We start from the raw sequence: 25526 nt of genomic DNA, 5'->3' as shown, positions 1-25526 counted from the left end.
GTGGATACATTCATATGATTGAATGTTCATTCATTTCCGACAAGCATAAAAAGAGTGCTAGCTTTTACGCCCGCACTCTTTTTTATGATTTAAAACAGTCGCCTCCGCTTTTCTTGGCTAGCTCCGGCGTTCAGGTCATCGGTGGCTTCACTTTGGTCAAACGAAGAAAAAAGCGCTTCTTATTGCCAAACCTCCATCCCCCTCATACCTAAGCGAACGCCTTCGCTTTTCTGGCTAGCTTCAGCTCCTTGTCATGCGGGTAAAAACGGTGAGTCAAATGAAGTCAAATTGCGACTTCATATTGCTCCCTTTATTTTTCCGCATGCCAGACCAGTCGCCTCCGCTTTTCTTATTACCCTACTACGATGTTGACTAGTTTCCCTGGGACTGCGATGATTTTTCTTATTGTTTTATCACCGATTGCAGCTTGAACTTTTTCGTCATTCTTTGCGATCTCTTCCATTTGCTCACGTGTAGCATCAGCTGGAATAACAAGTTTCGCACGGACTTTTCCATTAATTTGAACAACTACTTCCACTTCGTTTTCAACAAGTAGTGCTTCTTCATAAGTTGGCCATTCTGCATAGGTGATCGTTTCATTATGACCAAACTTCTCCCAAAGCTCTTCTGCGATATGTGGCGCTAGTGGTGCTAGTAGCTTCACGAAGCCTTCCATCAACTCACGTGGAAGTTCTTCTTGTTTATACGCATCATTCATAAATACCATCATTTGAGAAATACCTACATTGAAACGTAATCCAGCAAAGTCATCTGTAACTTTTTTCACCGTTTGATGGTACGTACGGATGAATTCATCTGATCCTTTTACCTCTTTAATAGCTGAATTTAGTTCATTTGTGTTCTCATCGATAAATAAACGCCAAATACGATCTAGGAACCTACGAGCTCCGTCTAAGCCGTTCGTTGACCATGCAATCGATGCATCCAGCGGCCCCATGAACATTTCATAAAGACGTAATGTATCGGCACCATGGCTTTGAACGATATCATCAGGATTGACGACATTTCCTTTTGATTTACTCATCTTTTCATTGTTTTCCCCAAGAATCATCCCTTGGTTGTATAGCTTCTGGAACGGCTCTTTGGTTGGGACAACTCCAAGGTCATAAAGGAATTTATGCCAAAAGCGTGCATATAACAGGTGAAGCACCGCATGCTCTGCTCCCCCAATGTAAATATCAACAGGTAACCAATCCTTTAGCTTTTCTGGATCTGCTAAAGCCTCACTGTTGTTTGGATCAATGTAACGTAGGTAATACCAGCAACTACCTGCCCAGTTTGGCATCGTATTTGTTTCGCGTCTACCTTTCATCCCTGTTTTAGGATCCGTTACATGTAACCATTCTTTATTGTTAGCAAGTGGTGATTCTCCTGTATCTGAAGGTTTGATCTCATCCATTTTTGGAAGCATTAAAGGTAACTCTTCCTCAGGAACTGCAGTCATTGAACCGTCTTCCCAGTGAATCATCGGGATAGGCTCTCCCCAGTAACGTTGACGACTGAACAACCAGTCACGTAAACGATAGGTTACTTTTTTCTTTCCATAATGATTTGCTTCAAGCCATTCAATCATGTTTGTAATGGCTGCTTCTTTACCTAAACCATTAAGGAAATCAGAATTAACATGTTCACCATCACCTGTGTACGCTTCCTTCTCAACCTCACCGCCTGCCACTACTTCAACAATGTCTAGGTCAAACGTTTTCGCGAATTCATAATCGCGTTCATCATGAGCTGGCACCGCCATAATCGCTCCTGTACCATAGCTTACAAGTACATAATCGGCAATCCAAATTGGAATTCTGCTACCATTTGCAGGATTCACAGCAAATGATCCTGTAAAAACTCCTGTTTTCTCTTTTGAAAGCTCTGTACGTTCAAGATCACTTTTTAAAGCAACTTGTTTTTTATATGCTTCTACATCTTTTTGCTGCTCAGCAGTGGTAATAACGTCTACTAGCTTATGTTCAGGTGCTAATACCATATAAGTTGCACCAAATAATGTATCTGGTCGAGTCGTGAACACATCTACTTTCTCAGCATCATGACCATCTACTTTAAATGTAACTTCTGCGCCTTCAGAACGACCAATCCAGTTACGCTGCATATCTTTAATGCTCTCAGACCAATCAAGCTCATCAAGGTCTTCAAGTAAACGATCCGCATACGCTGTGATCTTTAACATCCATTGCTTCATCGGACGACGTTCTACTGGGTGACCTCCACGCTCACTTTTTCCATCAATTACTTCTTCATTGGCTAGAACCGTACCAAGTGCCGGACACCAGTTCACCGCTACTTCATCAATGTAAGCAAGGTCTTTTTCATAAAGCTTTAAGAAGATCCACTGCGTCCACTTATAATAATCTGGATCAATTGTGTTTACTTCACGCTCCCAATCATAGGAGAACCCTAAAGCTTTAATTTGACGGCGGAATGTATCAATGTTTTTCAACGTAAATTCAGCAGGATCATTCCCAGTATCAAGGGCATATTGTTCAGCTGGTAATCCAAAAGCATCCCACCCCATCGGATGAAGAACATTGTAGCCTTGCATGCGTTTCATTCGAGATAAAATATCTGTTGCCGTGTATCCTTCCGGGTGACCAACATGAAGGCCTGCACCAGATGGAAATGGAAACATATCTAATGCATAGAACTTTGGCTTATCGGCATCCTCAGTCGTGCGAAACGTTTTGTTCTCTTCCCAATGATCTTGCCATTTTTTTTCAATGTTTAAGTGTGAAAACGACATACTATTTTCCTCCTTTAGTATCTGATCGTTCATTGACTTTGAGCTAATCATTATGTTCGCCAGGATAAATATGAGTTCAACAAAAAACTCCCGCCCCTAACAAGATTGTCAGGGACGAGAGTTGTATAATTCCCGCGGTACCACCCAAATTAACAAGCCTTTTGACTTGTTCGCTCAGCACAATTAACGGACGTGACCCGTTGAGAACTACTTTACTTTTCATTCTCAAAACTAAAAGGCGAGTTCATCATATCCTTCTGGCTGACTTGCACCATCCGTCAGCTCTCTTGTTTCCTAGATATCATTACTATTCCTTCTAAACGTCTTTATATGAACTTAATTAGTATTGTATGAACTACAAGGGGCTATGTCAAGTTCTAACAACATATGCACATCTAATTAGATGTGTTCAGTTGATTTTGCTGCTGGATCATCTTCTTTAAAGGAGAATCATACTTACTTAAGAACATGATAGCTATTAGCAACATTCCAAGTAAGACATAGATTAGTACCGTCATGGAATAAAAGTCAACAAGGATCCCCCCTAGAAGAGGTCCGATCATTTTCCCTCCAGTTGAAACACTATTCACAATCCCTTGATAGAACCCTTCTTTTCCTTTTGGAGCTAAATCATTAGCAATAGTCGGTACAGCCGGCCAGACAAACATCTCACCTAGTGTTAAGATGATCATCGCCACTAAAAACCCTGTGAACATTGTCGCTTCGGCAAGTACTAAGTACGAAGCCATAAAGATAATGACCCCGACAACCATCTGAGCTTTTAGGGACAATCTACCTTTCTTAATGAACCAAGTGACAATTGGTTGAGCAAATACAATCATTAATCCATTTACCGTCCAAAACAAACTATACTGTTGCAAAGGGATACCTAGTGATTGAGTGTGAACGGAAACATTAGCTTGCCACTGTGTATAAGCCACCCAGCAAATAAAAAATGCGACTGATAGTAACATTAAGGCATGAATCCGGTAATTATTTCGTATCGGCGTTTTCTGTTCAAAAACATTTAATGTTGTCGCTTGATTGCTTTGTGCGCTCAGTTTTCTAAATGCAATCGCCACGAAAATGAGCAACAGAGCATACATCCCTGCATTAGCAGTAAATACATGTGTCAATTTAATAGAAGCAACTACTCCTACTAATGCTGTACCCAGGGCTACTCCGACATTTTGAGCAACGTACATCGCATTAAATGGCTTTCGTCCTCCTTCTGGCCACAAGCTACCTGCGAGTGCATACATAGCAGGAAACATCATACCAGACCCAAAGCCAAGTCCCATCAATAGAAACATATAAAAATAATAACTATGATAGAAAGCTAAAATCGTTGCACTAATTGTCGTCACGACGATAGAGATAAGCATCGTTTTATAAGCTCCTATTATATCAAACAAACGCCCACCGATGAGATTCCCAATGACACCAGCGCCAGCGTTAAGCATTAAGATGAAACCAGCAGCTGTTAAAGAGCGTCCCAGCTCCTGATGAATAATAATGGCATTTAATGGCCATAAAAAAGATGCCCCCGTGACATTAATGACCATTGCCACAACAAGCAACCATAGAGCTTTTGGCATCAAAGCTCCCTCCTTCTATTTAAAACAACGTCATTTATTTCGAGCACCCAAATAATACTAGTAGATCAAGAGAAGAAACGCAATCTTTTTTCTCTACCAAGTAAACATCAATTTTCACACTACCTCTATCTTCATTTTGGTTCAAATATCCTTACATGCTACAATAAGAGATGTCATTTAGTCATACATTTGAAAGCAGTAAAGAGAGGGTACTGAAATGTTCAATAAACCATCCTCACCTATGCCGAGTGCTTTTGGTGATAAACGATATTTTTCATGGAATAACCATCTACGTCAGCATTTTGGCGAGAAGGTTTTTAAAGTTTCATTAGATGCTGGATTCGATTGTCCAAACCGTGACGGGGCCGTTGCTTATGGAGGCTGCACATTTTGTAGTGAAAGAGGATCTGGAGATTTTGCAGGTGACCGTACAGAGGATCTCGTCACTCAATTTAATACGATTAAGGAACGAATGCATCAAAAATGGAAAAGTGGAAAGTATATCGGTTACTTCCAAGCCTACACGAATACGTATGCACCTGTTGAAACCTTGCGCAATTATTACGAAGAGATCCTCAAGCAAGAAGGCGTAGTTGGAATATCAATTGCCACTCGTCCTGATTGTCTTCCGGATGATGTAGTAGCCTATTTAGCCGAGCTAAATAAACGTACATACTTATGGGTTGAGCTTGGTCTGCAAACCATTCATGAAGAGACGGCTCAGTTAATCAACCGAGCTCATGATTATCAATGCTATATTGATGGGGTAAGGAAGTTACGTAAACATGGCATTCGCGTTTGTGCTCACATTATAAATGGTCTTCCAAAAGAAGATTACGAGATGATGATGGAGACGACTCGTGAAGTAGCAAAGCTCGATGTTCAAGGTATTAAGATCCATTCTCTCCATTTATTAAAGAAAACGCCAATGGTTAAGCAATATGAAAAAGGATTACTTGATTTTATGAGCCAAGAAGAGTATGTCAAATTAGTTGTTGATCAACTTGAAGTACTTCCACCTGAATTCGTCATTCACAGATTGACCGGTGATGGCCCTGCTGACTTAATGATTGGCCCCATGTGGAGTACACAGAAATGGACAGTGTTTAATGCGATAGAAGCTGAACTAAAGCGTCGAGATACCTGGCAAGGAAAGTTTTTCAAAATGGAGGTTGAAAAGTAAGATGAAACTGTTAGGTGTACTTCCATTTGCTAGATTTTTACTTGAGCGCAGTATTTCTCCTGGAGATATTGCTGTTGATTGCACAGCTGGTAATGGTCACGATAGTCTATTTCTAGCAAAGTTAGTGAGGGAAAATGGTCATGTTTATAGTGTCGATGTCCAAGAGACTGCCATCCTCAATACGAGGGCACGATTAGATGAGGCAGAGGTGTCAAGCCGTGTCACTCTGACACAAAGCGGACATCAACATATTGCCACCATTATTCCTTCTGATCAGCACGCACGGGTAAAAGGCGCCATTTTTAATTTAGGGTACTTACCTGGTGGAGATAAGTCGATTGTTACGCAATCAGATACAACGATCGAAGCAATCGAAGCCCTTTTAGAACTAATGCCAAAAGAAGGAGTCATAGTTCTTGTTATCTACCACGGTCACACTGAAGGAGCAGTGGAAAGGGATCACCTCCTCCATTATGTAGAAAATCTAGATCAAAAGAAGGCCCATGTGCTAAATTATTCGTTCATTAATCAAGCAAATCACCCACCATTTGTTGTCGCTATTGAAAAGAGATAGATTGACAATTCTTATGATTTCGTGATAACTAATAGAAGGAGATCCATTCTATTTACTAGAAAAAAATCCCTTCTCTCGCAACAAGAAGTTTGCTTTATCAATCTATAATTCCGAGACCGAAAAAGGAGTGTTCTTACATGGCTATTCTTGATTCTATATTAGACTATAACAAATCGTTTGTTGATACGAAGCAATATGAACAATTTCAAACAACGAAATTTCCAGATAAAAAACTGGTTATCTTAACTTGCATGGACACTCGTCTTGTTGAACTACTTCACAATGCAATGGACTTAAAAAACGGCGATGCTAAGATCATTCGAAATGCCGGTGCTGTTATCTCTCACCCGTTTGGAAGTATTATGAGAAGTATTTTGGTCGCTGTATACGAGTTACAAGCTGACGAAGTTCTCGTCGTAGGCCATCACGGATGTGGGATGGCTGGGCTTGAATCAGATGGCATTTTAGAAAAAGCACAAGAACGAGGCTTAGACTTAGATGTAGTTGAGATGCTCGAGTATTCAGGTATTGATGTAAAAAGATTTTTAACGGGATTTGAGAAAGTAGAGGATAATGTTGCTCATAGTGTGGATGTTATTAACAACCACCCACTCTTTGTTCGAAAAATCCCTGTACACGGTCTTGTCATTTGCCCTGATACTGGCAAGCTTGATTTAGTCGTTAACGGATACGAACACTTATAATCATGAATCCCACTGCTAGTCATTAGGCTAGAGTGGGATTTTTTCACTTCATCAACCTTCTTTTCACAAACCATTCAATCACAAACCAAGGTAAGACACTTTTAAAAAAGATTAATTTCTTAACGCCCTTACCTACTTGATAACGAAATTTCGGTTTCTGAGCTTCACTTATCTTTACCATGAGCTTAATGACTTCCTCTGGATCAGCTGCACTTTTAGCCGTTTGCTCTGCTTCATCGTAAATTTTCCTCAGAAATGGTCCGTACTCATCATTTCTCTGTGATTGAACTCCAGCAAGCCCTTTGTCCCAAATATTTGTTTTAAATGAACCTGCTTCAATTAGACTGACTGATATGTTAAATGGGAGTAATTCTAACCGAAGCGATTCACTAAATCCACTTAAAGCAAATTTAGATGTGACATAGGGAGCTAATCCAGGAAATCCGATGCGACCACTAATGCTACCAAGGTTAATTATTTTTGCCGCCTGAGTTCTTCTCAACAATGGCAAACATGCTTTGGTGATGGCTACAACGCCGAATACATTCGTATCAAGCTGCTCCTTCCACTGACTAATTTCTAATTGTTCGGTCATTCCTCCTACACTATATCCTGCATTATTTATTAATACATCAAGCCTACCGTATTGCTCTTCTATATGTTTTTTCACTGCATTAATTTGATCTTCAGACGTAACATTTAATTTGACAACATCTATAGATTGCACTATATTCAATTGCTTGGCACGTTCTATTAACAAGTCTTTTTTTGACAAGTCTCTCATTGTTGCAACAACTTGATACCCTCTCTTAGCTAACTCTAGTGTAGCTAAAAGTCCAAAGCCACTGTTTGTCCCTGTAATGAGTACAATTTTCTTCTCTTCTATTATCACCTTTATCCCCCTTAAATAAAAAAGCCGCAGTAAGGTGTATCTCACTGCAGCTAATGGATCTAGCTTCTTCTAAAAACCCAACTATTTAAATAAAAGATAAGTGTTGGGAGTCCTCCGGCTTGAATCATTCTCTTTGACTTTTTCTTCATTTCTTTATTACCCTGAACTTTCTCATCCGCAATATAAATCGCGATAATCCCTTGATAGATCATGCGGTGGAATTTCGGGTCTGGTAAAGTAGAAAGACTTTCTTCAGCCTTTTTGACAAAATAGCGAAAACGCTCAATCATTTCTTCTTCACTTTCATAATAAAACAAAAAATTCAACTCATCATCAGCAATGTCTTCTTCTTGATCTATGAAATAATCAAGCAAAATATGCACGCCTTGTACCCAAGGGAAGTAGCCCGCTTTCAATGTCTCGGCCATTTCTTGGGTCATATCTGGTTTTGTTGAGTAAGTAGCAAGTGTATATACTCCTAAAGTAGAAGCTGTGCAAGCTGAGAATTCATACCACGTCATCTCCGGCATTTGATGACGATGTTTCTCAAACCAAGCTTCAAGCATCGGGATTCGATCTTCTTTTTTCACATGCTTGTACACTTGAAGATCGCCGTAATAGCCACTTAGCTCTAGCATTGCTGGCTGCATCGTTTTAAAGGATGGAAATGTTGCTAGAATTTGTTGACATGTCTCAATTAAAGCATGTAAATAGCCGCCATCTTCTTGCTCATTACGAAACTCATAATTGTTCTCAAGTGGCGCTCCTGGTGTGAGAGCTGTCAGTAGTGCATTATGTAGAGCTCGAAAGTCTTTTGGATCAAGAGAATCACTTTGGTCACATAAATTATCTAAGTAATCACACATAATTTGGTAGGCGATAATAAATTGAATTAATTCGTCAAAACGATCTCGTGCGACTAATCCATAAACCCCTCCACCTTCGCAGTGGAACTTTTTTCTGCTAAGAGCATCTAGGGCTTGAGCACGTAATTCATCATCTGGAATAGTCTTGGCTTTCTCAATCCATTGATTAAAATAACGATTCACAGTTGGGATCACATCACGGTAAATATTCATTAAAATCGGAATTGGCTTTGTAGGGACTTTCATCTGAAGTGTTCTCCTCCATTCACTTTTCCATAACTAGTACATTAGCATAAATAGGAGCTATCAACAATAAATCGGTCGTGTCTAACTATAGACAATCTAAAAAAAGAAAAGCTACCATTAGGTTAATAGCTTTTCTTTTCGCTCCTGCCCTCCTGCTATGGAAGCAAAATATTAACAAAGCCAATCGCGTAACGAAAGACCTCATCTCTTTCAGGTTCATTAAAAATTTCATGATAAAGCCCTTCCCATTCCTTGTAATGCTTTTCAGTAAGAAGTAAATGATCAAACCAATCTCTTACTGCTAATTGATCGACAATATAGTCTTCTCCGGACTGCATTACTAGAATAGGAATATTAGGCATCTTCTCAGGGTAACGATTAGCAAGATGCATCGCTTTTGTTAGCTCTTGATACCACCTTGCACTCACCCGAGTGACCCGCAGTTCGTCTTTAAGATAAGCTTCTCTTACTTCCTCGTTACGTGTGCAATGCTCGGTACGCAGCCCTGAGCTCGCACTAAAAGTTGGAGCAAAGCGATGGATAAGTTTTGTTGCGAGAGCTTTTGTCTTAGCTGGTGGACGACTCAAACCTAAGCAAGGAGATGATAAAATGACCGCCACGATGTGGGCATGACTCCGCTCCATTAATGCCCTTACACTTACCAATCCACCCATACTATGGCCAAATAACACAATCGGTAAATCTTTTTTTCTAGCCTCTGTGATCCACTCTTCAACTGCATCTAAATATTGGCTAAATGATTGAACGTGACCACGTTTGCCACGAGTCTTACCTTGACCTGGAAGATCCCCCATGATGACATCAAAGCCATGTTCATTCCACTTTTTTGCAAGCCACATATAACGCCCATGATGTTCTCCTGCTCCATGTATCATTACCACTACACCACGCGGCTCTGAAATTTCCCACTTCCACATAACTAAGTTCCCCCTTGCTCAATGGATGCTTTTATAATTTTTATAGCATGCTGATGGAAATTTACGTTAAAATTAGTATAGCGGTTTTTTGATAAAATCAAAAGGATGTGTGAAAAATGATTTATCCGTATGAAGGAAAATGGCCCAAAATTGATGAAAGTGCTTTTATTGCAGACTACGTCACAATCACAGGCGATGTTACAATTGGAGCTTTAAGCAGCATATGGTTTCAAACGGTAATCCGCGGGGATGTCTCCCCAACAATAATTGGAGAGAGAGTCAATATACAAGATCAATCGATGCTCCATCAAAGCCCTAAATACCCGCTTATTATTGAAGATGATGTCACAGTTGGACATCAGGTACTCTTACATAGTTGCACAATTCGTAAAAATGCTTTAATTGGAATGGGTTCGATTATTCTTGACGGAGCAGAGATTGGAGAGGGCGCCTTTATTGGAGCAGGTAGTCTCGTTCCTCAAGGGAAGAAAATTCCGCCTAACACTCTGGCTTTTGGCCGCCCCGCTAAGGTCGTTCGTGAATTAACAGAAGAAGACTTTAAGGATATGACAAGAATCAGACGTGAATATGTGGAAAAAGGCCAACACTACAAACAAGTCAAAAACGAAAATGAAAAATAGACGATTGAACAGTCTTCAAGCCTTTTTGAAGACTGTTTTTGTCGTCAACTAGCGAATATAACCATTCTTTGTCATTATTCATTAAGACTCATTAAATAACCTACACAAATTTTTAAACTACACTTGATACTTCCTCAACAATTCTCCCCTACACTAGAGAAAAGAACTAGAGGTGATGTACATGATAATCAGTAAGTCCAGATTATACGAAACTGATATTCATCTTTTTCATCTAGTAAACAAACACCACAAGTGGATGATGCCAATGCATGTTATTACTCATCTTGGCAGTGCACCTATGACTGTGCTCTCACTGTTTTTCCTCCTTTTTTCATCGAAGGGAACCGTCTTTATGACGACATGGGCTGCAATGATCTCCTTAATCACGAGTCATATGATTGTAAGATTAATGAAACACTACCTTCCGAGATTTAGACCTTACCTTACAGTGAATGAATCTAATGTGATTTCTAATCCATTAAAAGATCATTCTTTCCCATCTGGTCATACAACTGCTATCTTTTCCCTTTGTACACCTTTTATGCTTTTATTTCCTAGCTATGCTATCTTCCTGCTTTTACTCGCTATAATCGTTGGAGTTTCACGCATTAGCTTAGGTTTACATTATCCGTCTGATGTTTTAATTGGTGCTCTTCTTGGATTTATAACAGGAGCAATTTGCATGATCACTATTAGACTAATCCTTGGAGTTTAAGAAAATGGAATAAGCGCTAGACCAATTCATATTCGGGAGGAATGTTTCATGAATCTCGCATTGTTTTCTGATACGTATAGTCCACAAGTGAATGGGGTTGCAAGAACGTTAACTAGGTTAGTCACTCATTTGGAAAGCCGCAATATCAATTATCATTTATTTGTACCTGATCACCTAGAACGAGGAGACCACTTTAGAAGTAACATTCATTCTTTTACAAGCTATCCTTTTTTCTTATACCCAGAATGTCGTATCGCCTGGCCCAACCCGTTAAAAATGAAAAAAGAGCTATCTGCTTTTGCACCCACAGTCATTCACGTCACTACTCCATTTAATGTCGGGCTATCAGGTCTTCATTATAGTAAAAAACATCACATTCCTTTAATTGGCTCTTATCATACTCATTTTGATTATTATCTTCATTACTATAAGCTCACTTTCTTAACAGAAGTGATGTGGTCATACTTACGTTGGTTCTATGGTAGTTGCCAGAAAGTCTTTGTTCCCTCTGTAGAAACGAGGGATCACCTCAATAAACAAGGACTTAATCGGCTCGATATTTGGAGCCGAGGTGTGGATTGTCACCAATATCAACCATCGAAGAAAGAAGGTTTCTTATATGACATTTATTCTATAGAGAGAAAATACATTCTCCTTTATGTTGGTCGCATGGCTCCAGAGAAAGACCTTGCAACCTTAAAAAAGATTATGCGCCAGTTACCTAGTGAGTTACGGGCTCAGATTCATTGGATTTATGTCGGAGATGGTCCCATGCTTCGTGAAATGAAGGATGAATTCACTGGTGACCATGTAACTTTTACCGGGTATTTAAACGGAGAAGCACTAGCAGCTATTTATGCACTTGCTGACCTCTTTATTTTTCCTTCTCAAACTGAAACATTTGGAAATGTAGTACTCGAAGCCCTTGCTTCAGGCACTCCCGCTATTGTAGCTAATAAAGGTGGCGTAAAAGAGATCGTCCGTCATCGCCAAACAGGCATGATTTGTGAAGCAGGTAATTCGCTCTCATTTGTAAATGCAATCACCGAATTATTAACACAGCCCACAAAACGTCTACACATGAATTTAGAGGCAAGAGCCTATGCCAGAACACAGTCATGGGAAGCGATATTCGATCGCCTACTTTCTGAATATGAAAAAGCAAGCAACAGCAGTCACCGAACGAAACACCTAGCTTAAATACTAAGCATTGTTGCACTCTATCCTAGGCATCTGGATAGGGTATTAGAAGATTTAGATAAAACCTATCTTCTTGGATGAGGAGTGACATATGTTTCAATATGATCCAAACCATTATGATCAATATCACTATTACCCAATGACAACAAACGAATATGAAACACCCTTAGATCGACAAGCGCTACTTGGACCACCGCCACAAATGATTCCACCCGCTCCATCTTGACCACAAGCTTTTGCTGTTGATCCAGGAGCCATTAATCGTTGTTTATTTCGGTTTACATTTATTCGGTTAACGAACGGTGAATCTTTTTGGTTCTTCCCTACCTTTGTTGGCCGGAACTCAGTGGCTGGATATAGATGGTGGTTTTTCCGTTGGGTAAATTTCGGAATCGACTTAAGAAGAATCTCTTCATTTCAATGCGTATAGGCCAAAAAAAGTCCCTGCCTCAAATCAGGTACTTTTTTCGTTTTATGAATAATATCAATTCTCATTCTCAATACTAAGAGTATAAAAAGAAGGCACCTTAATGCCCTCTTCTTATACTCTTAACTTGGTTCAAATGTTTTGCAATCTGTTTCTTCTTGTCGATCTGCTTGTTTTCCTTTATGGCTGATTACATAAATCTTATCTGCTTCACATTGGTTACCATGTGCCCAATGCACACAATTATTCACTTCACATAATACATCTTGTGCCATAATAGTCCACCTCCCTCTTAATGCTTAGTCTGGTCTTTTTTGAAGAAAAGCATACCTAGAAGTGTGTCTACCTCTCATTTACCCCTTTTTAAAAGACGTAAACAAAAGACAAAAAGCACAACTTCTCCACGGAGAAATTGTGCTTTGCTTCTTACGTATTATTTAATTATAGGCCAGCCTGCTCTTTAAGCGTGTTAGCTTTATCTGTTTGCTCCCATGGAAGCTCGATATCTGTACGACCAAAGTGACCATAAGCAGCAGTTTGCTTATAAATTGGACGACGTAGGTCAAGCATTTTGATAATTCCAGCTGGGCGCAGATCAAAGTTATCACGAACAAGTGGAACAAGTGTCTCTTCAGATACTTTTCCAGTTCCAAATGTATCAATTGAAATCGATACAGGTTGCGCTACTCCGATAGCGTAAGCAAGTTGTACTTCACACTTGTCAGCTAGTCCAGCTGCAACGATGTTTTTCGCTACATAACGAGCTGCATAAGCACCAGAACGGTCTACTTTTGTAGCATCCTTACCAGAGAAAGCTCCGCCACCATGACGAGCATAACCACCATACGTATCAACAATGATTTTACGTCCTGTAAGACCAGCATCTCCTTGAGGTCCACCGATTACGAAACGACCTGTTGGGTTGATAAAGTATTTAGTGTTCTCGTCAATTAGTTCAGCAGGTACGACTGGTTTAATGACATGCTCTTTTAAGTTACGTTGAATTTGCTCAAGTGTCACTTCTGGGTGGTGTTGAGTTGAGATAACGATCGTATCAATACGAGCTGGTACTCCATCTTCATCGTATTCAACCGTTACTTGTGTTTTACCATCAGGGCGTAAGTAAGGAAGGATCTCTTCTTTACGAACTTCCGTTAAACGACGTGCTAATTTGTGACTTAATGAGATTGGTAAAGGCATAAGTTCTTTTGTTTCATTATTAGCATAACCAAACATTAAACCTTGGTCACCAGCACCAATCGATTCAATTTCTGCATCCGTCATTTGTCCTTCACGAGCTTCTAGTGCTTGGTCAACACCTTGTGCGATATCTGCTGACTGTTCATCGATTGATGTTAATACAGCACAAGTCTCCGCATCGAAACCATACTTCGCACGAGTATAACCAATTCCTTTAATTGTTTCACGAACAACCTTAGGAATGTCAACATACGTACTTGTTGTAATTTCACCAGCAACTAATACAAGACCAGTTGTTACTGATGTTTCACATGCAACACGTGCATTTGGATCTTTAGATAAGATGTCATCAAGAATCGCATCAGAGATTTGATCACTGATTTTATCCGGATGACCTTCTGTTACTGATTCTGAAGTAAATAAATGACGACTTTTCTTTTCTACCATGTTCAAATTCCTCCTATGCACATAACCATTATTATATGCGAATGATTTGAGACGGCACTCGTTCCTCATCCAATTGGTGATAAAACGGTTTAAGACGTATATAAACGTAGAAAACCCTATTCCGACGAGGAAAAGGGTTGAAATGTTTACCTTTCGCCTCTTATCGTTCAAGGCAGCTGCCTTGCAGGTTAGCACCTTTTCACTCGAATGGCGTGAGTGTTGGTTGCTGGGTTTCTTCGGGCCTGTCCCTCCACCTACTCTGGATAAGAGTATCCGTTCGCGACATATCATAACGTACATATAAAACTATGTCAACAACACTGCTAAATTCACTAATATTCGTACTTTTAGAGGCATCTTCTTTTGTTGATAATAGGTTATACTAATCACACAAACCATCTACACTATTTCTCAAAAAAGCAACAACACACAAACCCCTTTTCTTCTATTATTAAGGGGTTCGTTCAGACTTTTTTCTTTACATCATTCTTCTTTCGTATGCATGGGTAATCATTCATGAGCCTGACCGCTAGGTGAATTAACACCCTATAAACCCTTTCTCTATGCAGTTCTCACAAAGCATGTAATCAATACATTCTGGTTCATTGCATCATTTTCCAAAAAAACTTTCACATTAGTATAGACTAATAGATATAATGTGTTATACTAATTCACATAGACGAGATGACACATATAAATTAAAGATATTTACTTTAAATAGGAAAGGGTTTTGCGACAATGACTACTTTAAGCCTTACATCAGAACTTGACCAATTATTGAATAGTGAGCACGCACATCATGACTTACCGATCTCTGCTTTAGTTGAGAAATCACTTATGCGTAAAGAGGGTAGCTTGACTGCTTCTGGTGCATTAAGTGTAGCAACCGGTACGTACACAGGACGTTCACCAAAAGATAAGTTCATTGTCAACGAACCAAGTGTAGCTGACAAAATTGCTTGGGGACCTGTTAACCAACCAATTGAGAAGGATGTATTTACAAAATTATATAAAAAAGTTCTAGATCATTTAGGAACTAAAGAAGAATTGTTTGTTTCAAAGGGCTATGCAGGTGCAGATAAAAACTATCGTTTATCTTTAAAAGTTGTAAACGAATTTGCTTGGCATCAAGCATTTGCTAGACAATTATTTATTCGACCGACAAATGAAGAATTAGAGCAAGAAACAATTGCAGACTTCACCATTGTATCAGCACCTACATTTAAAGCAAACCCTGAAGTAGATGGTACTCGTTCTGAAACATTTATTATTGTTTCTTTTGAAGAACGCATCGTATTAATTGGCGGCACTGAATATGCTGGTGAAATGAAAAAATCAATCTTCTCAGTGATGAATTTCTTGCTTCCTGAACAAAATGTTCTTTCTATGCACTGCTCAGCTAATACAGGTAAAGAAGGCGATGTCGCTTTATTCTTCGGTTTATCAGGTACAGGAAAAACCACTCTATCTGCAGATCCGAACCGTTACCTAATCGGTGATGATGAGCACGGCTGGTCTTCTAATGGCGTATTTAATATTGAGGGTGGTTGCTATGCAAAATGCATCAACCTTTCAGAAGAAAAAGAACCACAAATTTGGAATGCGATTCGTTTTGGCTCGGTTCTTGAAAACGTTGTCGTAGATGAAAAAACAGCATTACCTGATTTTGATAATACCGTGTTAACAGAAAACACACGCGCAGCGTATCCGCTTGAATCTATTCCAAATGCGCTTACGCCGAGTGTTGCTGGACATCCAAATACCATTATCTTCTTAACTGCTGATGCATTTGGCGTATTGCCTCCTATCAGTAAACTGACAAAAGAACAAGCTATGTACCATTTCCTATCAGGTTACACAAGTAAGCTAGCAGGAACTGAGCGTGGCATTACTTCACCAGAAGCAACATTCTCAACATGCTTTGGTGCTCCTTTCCTTCCACTTCCTGCAGCACGCTATGCAGAAATGCTAGGAGAGAAAATTTCTCAACATGATGTTCAGGTATTCTTAGTGAACACTGGCTGGTCAGGTGGAGAGTACGGTGTTGGTAAACGTATGAACTTACCATATACACGTGCAATGATTCAAGCTGCATTACAAGGTGAGCTTCGTCAAGCTGAAACATCAGTAGATCCTATCTTTGGTCTTCATGTTCCCCTACACTGCCCAGGTGTACCTGATGAAGTATTACACCCACGTGATACATGGACTGATAAAGCTGCTTATGATGAAAAAGCAAAGCAACTAGCTGCTGATTTCCAAGAGAACTTCAAAAAGTTCTCTAACGTAAGTGACGATATTAAACAGGCAGGTCCAACACTATAATATTTCTTTATTAATCATACCATTCCCACGAAAAAGCCAAGTCGCCTTACACGACTTGGCTTTTTCTATTTTTTTTTAAATGATTATCCTTCTTTTACATGGGTTAGTTTTTCTTTAATCGATACACCATCTTCACGGTAATGAAGCTTAATATTTGTTAGGACTTCTTGAGCACCTTCATCAATCCCGACTTGTTGAGCGGTTTTAATGACACTTAGCACATCATCAATATCACCCTCAATGACTGTTTCCATCGGACCTACATGATAAGTGAGTCCAGAATTTTGAACGACTTCTACAATTTTCGGAATCACTCCATCCGTTTTCATGTCTTTTCCATTTGGTAAAACTTGAAATCCAGCTGTTACAGTGGCCATTCTTTCTCACCCTTCCATCTTTTATGGTATATGTATCTCTAACCGATTTGAAAATAATTAAACATGTATAAACCGTCCGTTATTCTTTCACTTGTTGTTTCATCCATTGTGCAGCCTGTTGAAGAATTTGTTGTTGCCTTTTCGGTGGGAAATGGTGATCGTATGTAGAGTAATACCATGTATCGACATGCTTGCTTTGTTCTAATAGAGCTCTCTCAAGTCGATAAGCATGCTCAATTGATACATGCTGATCCTTAGCACCGTGAATGATTAGTACAGAGGATTGTATAGAACATAATTGATCAAGCGGAGTCCTAAATCGATAGCGATCTGGATATTTATTAGGCGTTCCCCCAATGACTCTTTTCATCATTCTTCGTAAATCAACACGTTCCTCATACGTTAAAAACATATCCGTTACCCCATTCCAACTTATAAGAGAAGCGACTTCTTTATGCTTTAGAGCAACAAGCAATGCCATTACCCCACCTCTTGAAAATCCAAGTACGTGCACACTCTTTGGATTCACAGAAGGATGTTGGAGTAAGATCTCACACGCTGTATTCGCATCCTCCCGATCACGACCCGCAAAATCCTCTTGCCCTTCCCCCCCTTTATTGCCTCTATAGAAAGGAGCGATTACCACAAAACCTTCTGAGGCCCATTGAATGAGCCGTTGGATCCGAACCATACCAACATTTTTAATCCCACCTCTTAAGTAAACAAGACCAGGTAGAGGGTGTGAGCTAACCGGTTCAGCTAAATAACCTTTCACCTTTAATCCCTCACTCCAATAAGTGATCAGAAACAATTCTATTGCAGGATGAGGCGAAGGAATTTTTTGTTTATGGATCATTCGATTTTGCATCATATACCTCTTCTCTTTAGCCACTAGTAGTGTACCGACAGCATATCAAAATGCGTTATCTGAAGGCTAGTGATCACCCATATTCCTTTAGCTTTTACTTCTTCATAGGCAAACACACATTTCACTGCACAAACATACAATGTGGAAAGAAACCTATTTTTAAGGAGTTGAAAAGCAATGAAACAGCTAAAAAGATGGTTACTTCTCCCACTTTCTATGATCTTGTTACTCGCTCCTCTTGGCTGTTCTTTTGGTAATGACGATCAAGAGACGGTACGAGTGGCTGAAGTGACTAGATCTATTTTTTACGCCCCTCTCTATGCAGCAATGGCTCAAGGCTATTTTTCAGAGGAAGGAATTGAGCTTGAATTAACGACGGCCTGGGGTGGCGATAAAACGATGACTACTTTATTATCCGACGGAGCAGATATCGCACTTGTTGGGGCAGAAACCTCGATTTATGTCTATGCTCAAAATGCATCCGATCCTGTTATTAACTTTGCTGCCCTCACTCAAACAGATGGAACGTTTCTAGTATCTCGCACACCGACTGATGAGTTTCGTTGGGATAACCTAAATGGGAGTACCTTCCTTGGCCAGCGTAAAGGTGGCATGCCTCAAATGGTAGGGGAGCATGTATTACGTCAACACGGGATTGATCCGCATAAAGATTTAAAATTAATTCAAAACATTGATTTTGGCAACATCGCTAGTGCTTTTGCTTCTGGCACTGGTGATTATGTACAACTATTTGAACCTCAAGCTACATTGTTTGAAAATGAAGGACTTGGCCATATTGTAGCATCTTTCGGAGAAGAGTCTGGTGAAGTCCCATATACCGTTTTCATGGCAAAAGAGAGCACGTTAAAAAATGACACGGAAACGATTGAACGCTTTACGCGAGCTTTATATAAAGGTCAACAGTGGGTTGATGAGCAATCACCTGAGATCATTGCCGCATCGATTGTCACTTTCTTTGAAGATACCCCCGTTGATGTTGTAACTCAAGTAGTCGAACGCTATAAAGACCAAGGCTCTTATGCAACAGATCCACTATTATCTCCTGGTGCTTGGGACAATTTACAAACCATCATGGATGATTCCGGAGAACTGCCTCAATACGTTGACTACGAGGCATTAGTGAATACATCAATTGCTGAGTCAATATTAAAATAAGGAAGTGAGGCAAATGGCTGATTTACTAGTTGATGATGTCTCTCTCACCTATGTATCCAAAAAAGAAGCCACTTCGGCCCTTGTTGATATTAGCTTCACAGTCAAGGATGGAGAATTCATCTCCATTCTTGGCCCTAGTGGTAGCGGAAAAACGACTCTACTTTCCTTAGTAGCTGGAATTTTGAGTCCTACTTCTGGAAAGATCACGTTAAACGGCGTCCCTACTACGAGTAAGCACGCCAATATCGGATATATGCTTCAGCAAGATTATCTGTTCCCTTGGCTATCTATAGAAGCCAATATAAGCTTAGGACAAAAGATACTAGGTGCAGATTCTAAAGATTCGATTGAGCAGGCAAAATCGTTATTAGAGCAAGTTGGCTTAACTGATAAGCTCACCCATTATCCAAGTCAACTTTCAGGTGGAATGAGACAACGAGTAGCCCTTGTTCGGATGCTTGCTACTAATCCATCTCTTCTCCTGCTTGATGAACCCTTTTCAGCCCTAGATTACCAAACAAAGTTAAAGCTCGAAGATTTAGTTGCCACTATTTTAAAAGAAAAACAAAAAACAGCGATTCTCGTGACTCATGATATTGGAGAGGCCATTGCAATGTCTGACCGAGTGTTGTTATTGTCTGCAAGACCTGGTCGGATCGCTAAAATATTCGACGTCCCAAAAGAAATAAGAGAGGGCTTGCCATTTGAAGCAAGGCAGCTTCCATCTTATACCGAATTATTTAATGAGATATGGAAGGAGTTGGAGAGTCTTGAAGCCAACTCAACATGATCTTCACCAAAACTATCTACGGTCTTTAAAAAAAGAAAAACGATATGTATTCGCGGTCCAACTTAGCATCTTGCTCTCCTTTTTCGGCCTATGGGAGTTTGCTGCTAGAAGTGGCTGGATTGATCAACTACTGTTTAGTATGCCATCACGAATCTTCCACTTGCTTATAACAAGGGTATCAGATGGCAGTTTACTCACTCATACCTCTGTAACTTTATTTGAGACGATACTAGGTTTTATCATCGGTACTTTGGTTGGAACCATTCTCGCTGCGATCCTTTGGTGGTCTCCTTTCACCTCAAAAGTACTCGATCCTTATCTCGTCATTTTAAATTCAATGCCTAAAGTCGCTCTTGGGCCACTGCTCATTGTAGGACTCGGACCTGGCTTCACATCTATTATCGCAATGGGGGCTTTAATTTCCGTCATTATTACGACAATGGTAGTCTACACGTCTTTTCGGGAAGTCGATCCAAACTATATTAAAGTGATGCAAACATTTCAAGCTTCAAAACGGCAGACTTTTCAATTTGTTATTCTGCCTGCAAGCATACCTACAATCATTTCGACACTGAAAGTAAATGTCGGTCTTGCCTGGGTCGGTGTTATTGTGGGAGAATTCCTTGTATCAAAACAAGGCCTTGGATACCTCATTATCTACGGATTCCAAGTATTTAATTTCACTTTGGTTTTGATGAGTCTGTTTGTTATTGCAGTGTTTGCAACGATTATGTATAAAACAGTAGAGTGGTTAGAACGTAGACTGGTCAAACATTTTTAATCATAAAAGAGGAGCAACGATTAGATTAGTTGCTTCTCTTTCATATATTCTAAGCAATAAACTAAAACCTCGTCTTTCATGATAAAACTAAACCTTTTATCCTCTTTAATGTGAGCAGGTAGAGCTTCAAGAGTCATAGGTCCATCAGTTTCTAAATAAGTGTCTTTATTGATAAGTGAAGAAATAGTGGCGAAGTAGATATTTTTGTAAATGAGTTCGTTTTCGGTTGTCACTTCATATTGCCCAATCAATCGTATATCTCCAATCACCCCACCCGTCTCTTCCATTACTTCACGATGTGCTGCATCAATGGGCGTTTCATTACGTTCAACTTTTCCACCAGGGAATTCAAGCCCTCTTTTTTTATGCTTTGTCACTAACCATTGCTCTTTGTATCTACAAATGACCCATACATGTTTAGGATCTCCAGAAAATGGTGTCTTATCTAAAGCTAGCCTAACCATGCATCCGAATTGATCATAAAACTGCTGCATACAACGACCCCTTCTTTCCCTTTACATAGTTAGAAGTATACGTCGTTTTCCTCAACAAACCAACTATTTTACCACGTCGGCTTACTTCCTTTATCAGGTTGAATAAAAAGAATCGCTATGACAATTCCAACAGCACCGATTCCAGCTTGCAGCAAAAAGAGCGCAAAATGAGTCACATCCATTAATATAGCAAAAACGGGTGGTCCCGCTGCAACACCTACAAAACGCATACTGCTATAAAGAGAGGTGACTGAACCACGTTGTTCCATTTGAATCCCCTCAGTCACGAGCGCATCTAAACTAGGTAGAGCAATTCCTATACCAACTCCGCTGCTTAATAAAGCTGATAACAGAAAATATATATCATCTGAAAAGGAAAGAGCTAACATGGAGACCGTTAATAAACTAATACCTGTTAACGTCATTCTTTTCATCAACCATTTCTCCTGACCAATAATCTTTCCAGCAGAAAGGGAAGCTACACAGAGTGCAGCTAAAGGAATGGCTAGAATAACCCCTTTTTTCACTCCTTCTATCTGATACTGCTCCTCAAGCATAGTCGATAGATAAAAAAGCACCCCAAATAAAATAAACATACATATAGCTCCAATGACAAATACCGCATAGAGCCAAGGTCCTTCACGTTTAAAGATCACTTTTAATGATCGAAAGAATTCCTTTCCAGCAAGCGGGACCTTGTTCATTGGTGGTGATTCCACAAGAAAAATAATCATAATAATAGAGATCAGACAAAAAATAGGAAATGCAAGAAAAGGTAAGTACCAAACAAGAGAAGCTAAAAAAGCCCCAACAATTGGGCTTAACACTTTACCGAATGTATTAGATGTCTCGATTACACCAAGGCCTTTACTAACTTCCTGTTCATCTTTATATAAATCACCTACCAGAGGTAACACAATAGGAGAAGCTCCAGCTGCCCCTACTCCTTGAAGTAGTCTTCCTACCATGATCAACCAATAAGGAGATTCTATTTGCCAAGACGCAAATCCAGCTAATAAACCACCTATGGCTGCAATAATTAAACTAGGTATGATCACCCGTTTTCGACCAATTTGATCAGATATATACCCTGCTACAGGAATGCATAAAATCGCAACAACTGAATAAATCGTTATCAACAAACTTGCTTGAAATGAACTAATGGATAGTTCACGTTCAATAATAGGTAATACTGGAATAAGCATCGAATTTCCTAAAGTCATCACAAGCGGAATTGAAGCAATTGATAATAAATCCCACTTTTTCTTATCTTCCATACTGATTCCTCTCTCCTCATCTAACAAACGTTACAGTTAGTATGAGTTTCACTAAAGAAAGTATGCACATATAGCAGATAGATAAACGATAGAAAAAGCCTGATCAATAACTTCTTTGATCAGGCTTCTCCGTACTTTTTACCTTAATTGATATTGGCCGCTTTGTTGTAATGAAGCATACACTTCTTCTAAGGTCTTTTCTGAATGTGCAGCTAAATTATTTTTCCGTTCTTTAAATTCACTCACTAACTCTTCGCCAGATAGCCCTTCTGCTACAAGGTCTTCAATGACATCTTCAATCACTTCATCTTTCTGTAAAACCAATTTCGCTTCAAGTAATACACTGATCCCATCTGATAATTCCGTAATCGTAATAACTTTAGTTACCATTGTAGCTGGATGGTTGTTTTTCGAGGTGATAATGGCATCGACTAGTAAATGTCCCTCCTCTTCCTTAACCTTTTCAAAATAGGGTTTGTGAGTTGAGTCTGTAACAGCATCGATATGCCATGTACGGTCTTCATTTTCCATGTTAATAATCAGTCCATCTTTAAGTGGGATTGCCCGTTGTTTGATCGAACCTTCTTTCCCCTCTAATACACATAACGAATACAATTTAAACGTCTTCATTTTATCATCCTCCATCCATATGAAAGCTAATGTTCCTATTGAGTTGATATTCATTTAAGTATATCACAACACAAAACAGAGAGATCTATTTGATCCCTCCGTCACGTTTAAAATTATTTAAGTTGAAACACTCAACTTGCTTGTCACTTCCATAATTGCTTGTTCCATGATAGCGATCATTGCTTTTAGATCTTCATAACTACTAGCATATGGTGGCATAAAAACAATTGTATCTCCTAGTGGGCGTGATAGCATCCCAAGCTCTCTCATTTTAAGAGTAGTCTGGTAACCAACGCGCTTTGTCCAAGGAAACGGTTGCTTCGATTGTTTGTCTGCTACGAGTTCTATTCCGATCATTAATCCAAGTTGCCTTATATCCCCTACATGCGAAAGCGACTTTAACGAGTTTAATTGTTCTCTGACAAAAGCGGCCTTCTTTTCGACATCTTCTATTACATGATCCTTCTCAAAAATATCTAAATTAGCCAGTGCTACAGCACACCCTAATTGATTGCCTGTATAGGAATGCCCATGAAAAAAAGTTTTTAACTCTGTGTAGTCTGCGTAAAAAGCATCGTAGATCTTCTCCGTTGTCATCGTAGCAGCAATCGGTAAATAGCCTCCAGTTATTCCTTTGGCAATCATCATAATATCTGGCTCTACCTCTTCATGCTCAACAGCAAACATCTTACCTGTTCTGCCAAAACCAGTTGCTACCTCATCAACGATTAAAAGCACATCATACTCTTTACAAAGTCGTTCGACTCCTTTTAAATATCCTTCGGGCATAATGTGCATGCCGCCAGCTCCCTGGACCATGCCTTCCATGATAACCGCTGCGATTTCTTGTCCATTTCCACTTAGAACTTTCTCAAGTTCGTACAGAGATTGATCACGGATTTCCTTGTGGTCCACCACTTCATTTCGATAGATCGTTGGAAAAGGTATTTTGTAACTATCAAACATTAACGGCTTATACGTAGTGTGAAAAATATCAACAGCCCCTACGCTGATTGCCCCAACTGTGTCCCCGTGATAACCGTTCGTCACAGTGACAAATTTTGTTTTTTCATGAAATCCTTTGTTGCGCCAATATTGGAAAGCAATCTTCAAGCCTATTTCCACAGCTTCTGCTCCGCTATCTGAATAGAACACCCTTTTCAATTTTTCTGGTGTTAGCTGAACAAGTCTCTCCGCTAACTCAATCGCTGGACGGTTCGCTGCTCCAAGAAGTGTCGTATGTGCGACTTTATCAAGTTGAGCTTTAATGGCATCATCTAACTCTTTTTTCTTGTGTCCGTGAACATTTAACCATAAAGAAGAGTATCCATCATAATAGCTTTTCCCCTCTGTATCATAAAGCATAACGCCTTCACCTTTTTCAATTACTAGAGGATCAGCTTCATAATCTTGCATTTGAGTAAAGGGAAGCCAGAGCAGTTCTTTACTTTTTTGAATAAGCATTTCTTTTTGCATCTCTTTCCACCTCACAAGCTTTTAATAATGAATCTGTCGAGCTCATTTTTGAGTACTTTCGTACATTGTCGGCAAGTGGTTCTTCTAACTTAGGAATCATTGATACAATAGGTACTTGGTTCATCTCCTGGAGCATTTTAATGTTGTCTTTTTCTACAAAATCTGGTTTGACTGAGCACTCGTTCAAAAGCATCCCAGCTACCTTTATCCCTTTACTTTTTGCATAATGAATCGTGAGGGCAGCATGATTCAACACGCCAACTTTTGACTTTGCCACAACTAAAACCGCAAAACCTAGTTTTTGAACAAGAGTCGTTAAAGTCATGCCACTAGTATTTAAAGGAACGACTAATCCTCCAGCTCCTTCAATCACCACATACTTATGCTTTTTTTCTACCATTTCTACCTGTTTCAAGATCTCATCTAAACAAATGCTCGATTGCTCTTGTTTGGCTGCTAAATGCGGAGAGCAAGGTTCATTATATGTATACGTAGTCGGGGCGGTTGCTTCTGTTCCTGCCACTTTTTGATAGAACTCAACATCAGGGTGATCGGTAGCAATCCCTGTTTGAATCGGTTTATAACCTACAGCATCTATCCCAGCTTCCCTTAATACTTGAACCACATAGGCTGTTGCGACCGTTTTGCCGACATCTGTATCTGTACCTGTAATAAAAATCCCTGCCATTCTTTCCACCTCCTAGTCGTACTTTTCTAAAAATTAACATTAATTAATGCAATAATCAATACAATCAGACAAAATTGTTAACTTTTTTTATTTTTAAGTTTACAATTAATTTTCGGTGAATGATTTTATAAAGTTTTAAATGAGGTTCGCTTGTAATGAGATAAAAGATTCACGTAAAAGAGTCGTCACAACTAAAAAGAGACCTCCCGCTATAGCGGGAGGTCTTATTTGTAGGGT

At 39.6% G+C, this 25526-nt stretch carries 25 protein-coding genes, 1 riboswitch and 1 other annotated feature; of the genes, 11 read left to right on the top strand and 14 right to left on the bottom strand.

What is annotated here, in order from left to right:
* Positions 1-352: 352 nt before the first annotated feature.
* Together leuS and RYX56_RS18590 are read right to left on the bottom strand one after the other, a co-directional pair.
* Positions 353-2776 carry a leucine--tRNA ligase gene (gene leuS / locus RYX56_RS18595; protein ID WP_317123542.1) on the bottom strand — a complete coding sequence of 808 codons (2424 nt, stop codon included), beginning with the start codon at positions 2774-2776 and terminating at the stop codon, positions 353-355.
* 107 nt (positions 2777-2883) lie between these two features.
* Positions 2884-3106, bottom strand: a binding site (T-box leader).
* Between the two features lie 65 nt (positions 3107-3171).
* Complete coding sequence (locus tag RYX56_RS18590; protein WP_317123541.1) at positions 3172-4374, bottom strand: MDR family MFS transporter; 1203 nt, start codon at positions 4372-4374, stop codon at positions 3172-3174.
* A 217-nt stretch (positions 4375-4591) separates the two neighbouring features.
* Between RYX56_RS18590 and mnmL the strand changes: the two genes are divergently transcribed.
* The 3 genes from mnmL to RYX56_RS18575 all read left to right on the top strand — a co-directional run bounded on the left by mnmL (position 4592) and on the right by RYX56_RS18575 (position 6835).
* Entirely contained in the window at positions 4592-5557 is a 966-nt protein-coding gene (mnmL, locus tag RYX56_RS18585) for a tRNA modification radical SAM protein MnmL/YtqA (protein WP_317123540.1), read from the top strand.
* 1 nt (position 5558) lies between these two features.
* Entirely contained in the window at positions 5559-6131 is a 573-nt protein-coding gene (gene mnmM / locus RYX56_RS18580; RefSeq protein WP_317123539.1) for a tRNA 5-(aminomethyl)-2-thiouridylate-methyltransferase MnmM, read from the top strand.
* A gap of 137 nt (positions 6132-6268) precedes the next feature.
* The gene (locus RYX56_RS18575) at positions 6269-6835 is read left to right on the top strand and encodes a beta-class carbonic anhydrase (RefSeq protein ID WP_317123538.1); all 567 of its coding nucleotides are present in this window, start codon (positions 6269-6271) and stop codon (positions 6833-6835) included.
* Between the two features lie 43 nt (positions 6836-6878).
* On the opposite strand, the gene RYX56_RS18570 is transcribed toward RYX56_RS18575, so the two are convergent.
* The 3 genes from RYX56_RS18570 to RYX56_RS18560 all read right to left on the bottom strand — a co-directional run bounded on the left by RYX56_RS18570 (position 6879) and on the right by RYX56_RS18560 (position 9777).
* Positions 6879-7727 carry an SDR family oxidoreductase gene (locus tag RYX56_RS18570; protein ID WP_317123537.1) on the bottom strand — a complete coding sequence of 283 codons (849 nt, stop codon included), beginning with the start codon at positions 7725-7727 and terminating at the stop codon, positions 6879-6881.
* Between the two features lie 59 nt (positions 7728-7786).
* Positions 7787-8839 carry a tetraprenyl-beta-curcumene synthase family protein gene (locus RYX56_RS18565; protein ID WP_317123536.1) on the bottom strand — a complete coding sequence of 351 codons (1053 nt, stop codon included), beginning with the start codon at positions 8837-8839 and terminating at the stop codon, positions 7787-7789.
* Positions 8840-8994: 155 nt separating this feature from the next.
* Positions 8995-9777, bottom strand: a complete 783-nt coding sequence (locus RYX56_RS18560; RefSeq protein ID WP_317123535.1) for an alpha/beta hydrolase — start codon at positions 9775-9777, stop codon at positions 8995-8997.
* 116 nt (positions 9778-9893) lie between these two features.
* On the opposite strand from RYX56_RS18560, the gene RYX56_RS18555 reads away from it, so the two are divergent.
* The 4 genes from RYX56_RS18555 (at position 9894) to RYX56_RS18540 (ending at position 12559) form a co-directional block, all read left to right on the top strand.
* Positions 9894-10418, top strand: coding sequence for a gamma carbonic anhydrase (locus RYX56_RS18555; protein WP_317123534.1), 525 nt, complete (start codon positions 9894-9896; stop codon positions 10416-10418).
* Positions 10419-10599: 181 nt separating this feature from the next.
* A complete protein-coding gene (locus tag RYX56_RS18550) occupies positions 10600-11133 on the top strand; it encodes a phosphatase PAP2 family protein (protein ID WP_317123533.1) in 534 nt (177 codons plus the stop codon).
* A gap of 48 nt (positions 11134-11181) precedes the next feature.
* Positions 11182-12333 carry a glycosyltransferase family 4 protein gene (locus RYX56_RS18545; RefSeq protein ID WP_317123532.1) on the top strand — a complete coding sequence of 384 codons (1152 nt, stop codon included), beginning with the start codon at positions 11182-11184 and terminating at the stop codon, positions 12331-12333.
* Between the two features lie 91 nt (positions 12334-12424).
* Positions 12425-12559 carry a hypothetical protein gene (locus RYX56_RS18540; protein ID WP_317123531.1) on the top strand — a complete coding sequence of 45 codons (135 nt, stop codon included), beginning with the start codon at positions 12425-12427 and terminating at the stop codon, positions 12557-12559.
* A 323-nt stretch (positions 12560-12882) separates the two neighbouring features.
* Here the strand turns inward: RYX56_RS18540 and RYX56_RS18535 are convergent, their stop codons facing one another.
* Both RYX56_RS18535 and metK read right to left on the bottom strand, forming a co-directional pair.
* Positions 12883-13035, bottom strand: coding sequence for a DUF1540 domain-containing protein (locus tag RYX56_RS18535; RefSeq protein WP_082153769.1), 153 nt, complete (start codon positions 13033-13035; stop codon positions 12883-12885).
* 166 nt (positions 13036-13201) lie between these two features.
* Positions 13202-14407 (bottom strand): methionine adenosyltransferase, encoded by a 1206-nt coding sequence (gene metK / locus RYX56_RS18530; protein WP_317123530.1) that lies wholly within the window; start codon positions 14405-14407, stop codon positions 13202-13204.
* Positions 14408-14564: 157 nt separating this feature from the next.
* A riboswitch (SAM riboswitch) is annotated at positions 14565-14677 on the bottom strand.
* A gap of 468 nt (positions 14678-15145) precedes the next feature.
* On the opposite strand from metK, the gene pckA reads away from it, so the two are divergent.
* Positions 15146-16732, top strand: a complete 1587-nt coding sequence (gene pckA / locus RYX56_RS18525; RefSeq protein WP_317123529.1) for a phosphoenolpyruvate carboxykinase (ATP) — start codon at positions 15146-15148, stop codon at positions 16730-16732.
* Positions 16733-16815: 83 nt separating this feature from the next.
* Here pckA and RYX56_RS18520 read toward each other — a convergent pair whose 3' ends face one another.
* A complete protein-coding gene (locus tag RYX56_RS18520) occupies positions 16816-17109 on the bottom strand; it encodes a thiamine-binding protein (RefSeq protein ID WP_317123528.1) in 294 nt (97 codons plus the stop codon).
* Positions 17110-17188: 79 nt separating this feature from the next.
* Positions 17189-17977 (bottom strand): alpha/beta hydrolase family protein, encoded by a 789-nt coding sequence (locus RYX56_RS18515; RefSeq protein WP_317123571.1) that lies wholly within the window; start codon positions 17975-17977, stop codon positions 17189-17191.
* A 177-nt stretch (positions 17978-18154) separates the two neighbouring features.
* On the opposite strand from RYX56_RS18515, the gene RYX56_RS18510 reads away from it, so the two are divergent.
* From RYX56_RS18510 to RYX56_RS18500, 3 genes are read left to right on the top strand one after another with little or no spacing between them, the layout of a single operon-like run.
* Positions 18155-19153 (top strand): ABC transporter substrate-binding protein, encoded by a 999-nt coding sequence (locus RYX56_RS18510; protein WP_317123527.1) that lies wholly within the window; start codon positions 18155-18157, stop codon positions 19151-19153.
* A gap of 13 nt (positions 19154-19166) precedes the next feature.
* Positions 19167-19943 (top strand): ABC transporter ATP-binding protein, encoded by a 777-nt coding sequence (locus RYX56_RS18505; protein ID WP_317123526.1) that lies wholly within the window; start codon positions 19167-19169, stop codon positions 19941-19943.
* On the top strand, positions 19924-20724 hold the full coding sequence (locus tag RYX56_RS18500) for an ABC transporter permease (RefSeq protein ID WP_317123525.1): 801 nt from the start codon (positions 19924-19926) through the stop codon (positions 20722-20724). The genes RYX56_RS18505 and RYX56_RS18500 overlap by 20 nt, the downstream gene beginning before the upstream one ends.
* Before the next feature lie 20 nt (positions 20725-20744).
* Here the strand turns inward: RYX56_RS18500 and ytkD are convergent, their stop codons facing one another.
* The 5 genes from ytkD to bioD all read right to left on the bottom strand — a co-directional run bounded on the left by ytkD (position 20745) and on the right by bioD (position 25289).
* Positions 20745-21218 carry an RNA deprotection pyrophosphohydrolase gene (gene ytkD, locus RYX56_RS18495; RefSeq protein WP_317123524.1) on the bottom strand — a complete coding sequence of 158 codons (474 nt, stop codon included), beginning with the start codon at positions 21216-21218 and terminating at the stop codon, positions 20745-20747.
* 68 nt (positions 21219-21286) lie between these two features.
* Positions 21287-22495: a bacillibactin exporter BcbE gene (gene bcbE, locus RYX56_RS18490; RefSeq protein WP_317123523.1), complete on the bottom strand. Its 1209-nt coding sequence runs from the start codon at positions 22493-22495 to the stop codon at positions 21287-21289.
* Positions 22496-22633: 138 nt separating this feature from the next.
* Positions 22634-23125 (bottom strand): YwpF-like family protein, encoded by a 492-nt coding sequence (locus RYX56_RS18485; protein WP_317123522.1) that lies wholly within the window; start codon positions 23123-23125, stop codon positions 22634-22636.
* A gap of 117 nt (positions 23126-23242) precedes the next feature.
* Complete coding sequence (bioA, locus tag RYX56_RS18480; RefSeq protein WP_317123521.1) at positions 23243-24601, bottom strand: adenosylmethionine--8-amino-7-oxononanoate transaminase; 1359 nt, start codon at positions 24599-24601, stop codon at positions 23243-23245.
* Positions 24570-25289: a dethiobiotin synthase gene (gene bioD, locus RYX56_RS18475; RefSeq protein WP_317123520.1), complete on the bottom strand. Its 720-nt coding sequence runs from the start codon at positions 25287-25289 to the stop codon at positions 24570-24572. Before bioD ends, bioA begins: the two co-directional genes overlap by 32 nt.
* Between the last annotated feature and the right edge of the window lie 237 nt (positions 25290-25526).

Origin of the sequence: Alkalihalophilus lindianensis, from assembly GCF_032843265.1 — a bacterium.
Taxonomy (GTDB): domain Bacteria; phylum Bacillota; class Bacilli; order Bacillales; family Bacillaceae_D; genus Alkalihalophilus; species Alkalihalophilus lindianensis.
This window is presented reverse-complemented; position numbering and strand designations above follow the sequence as displayed.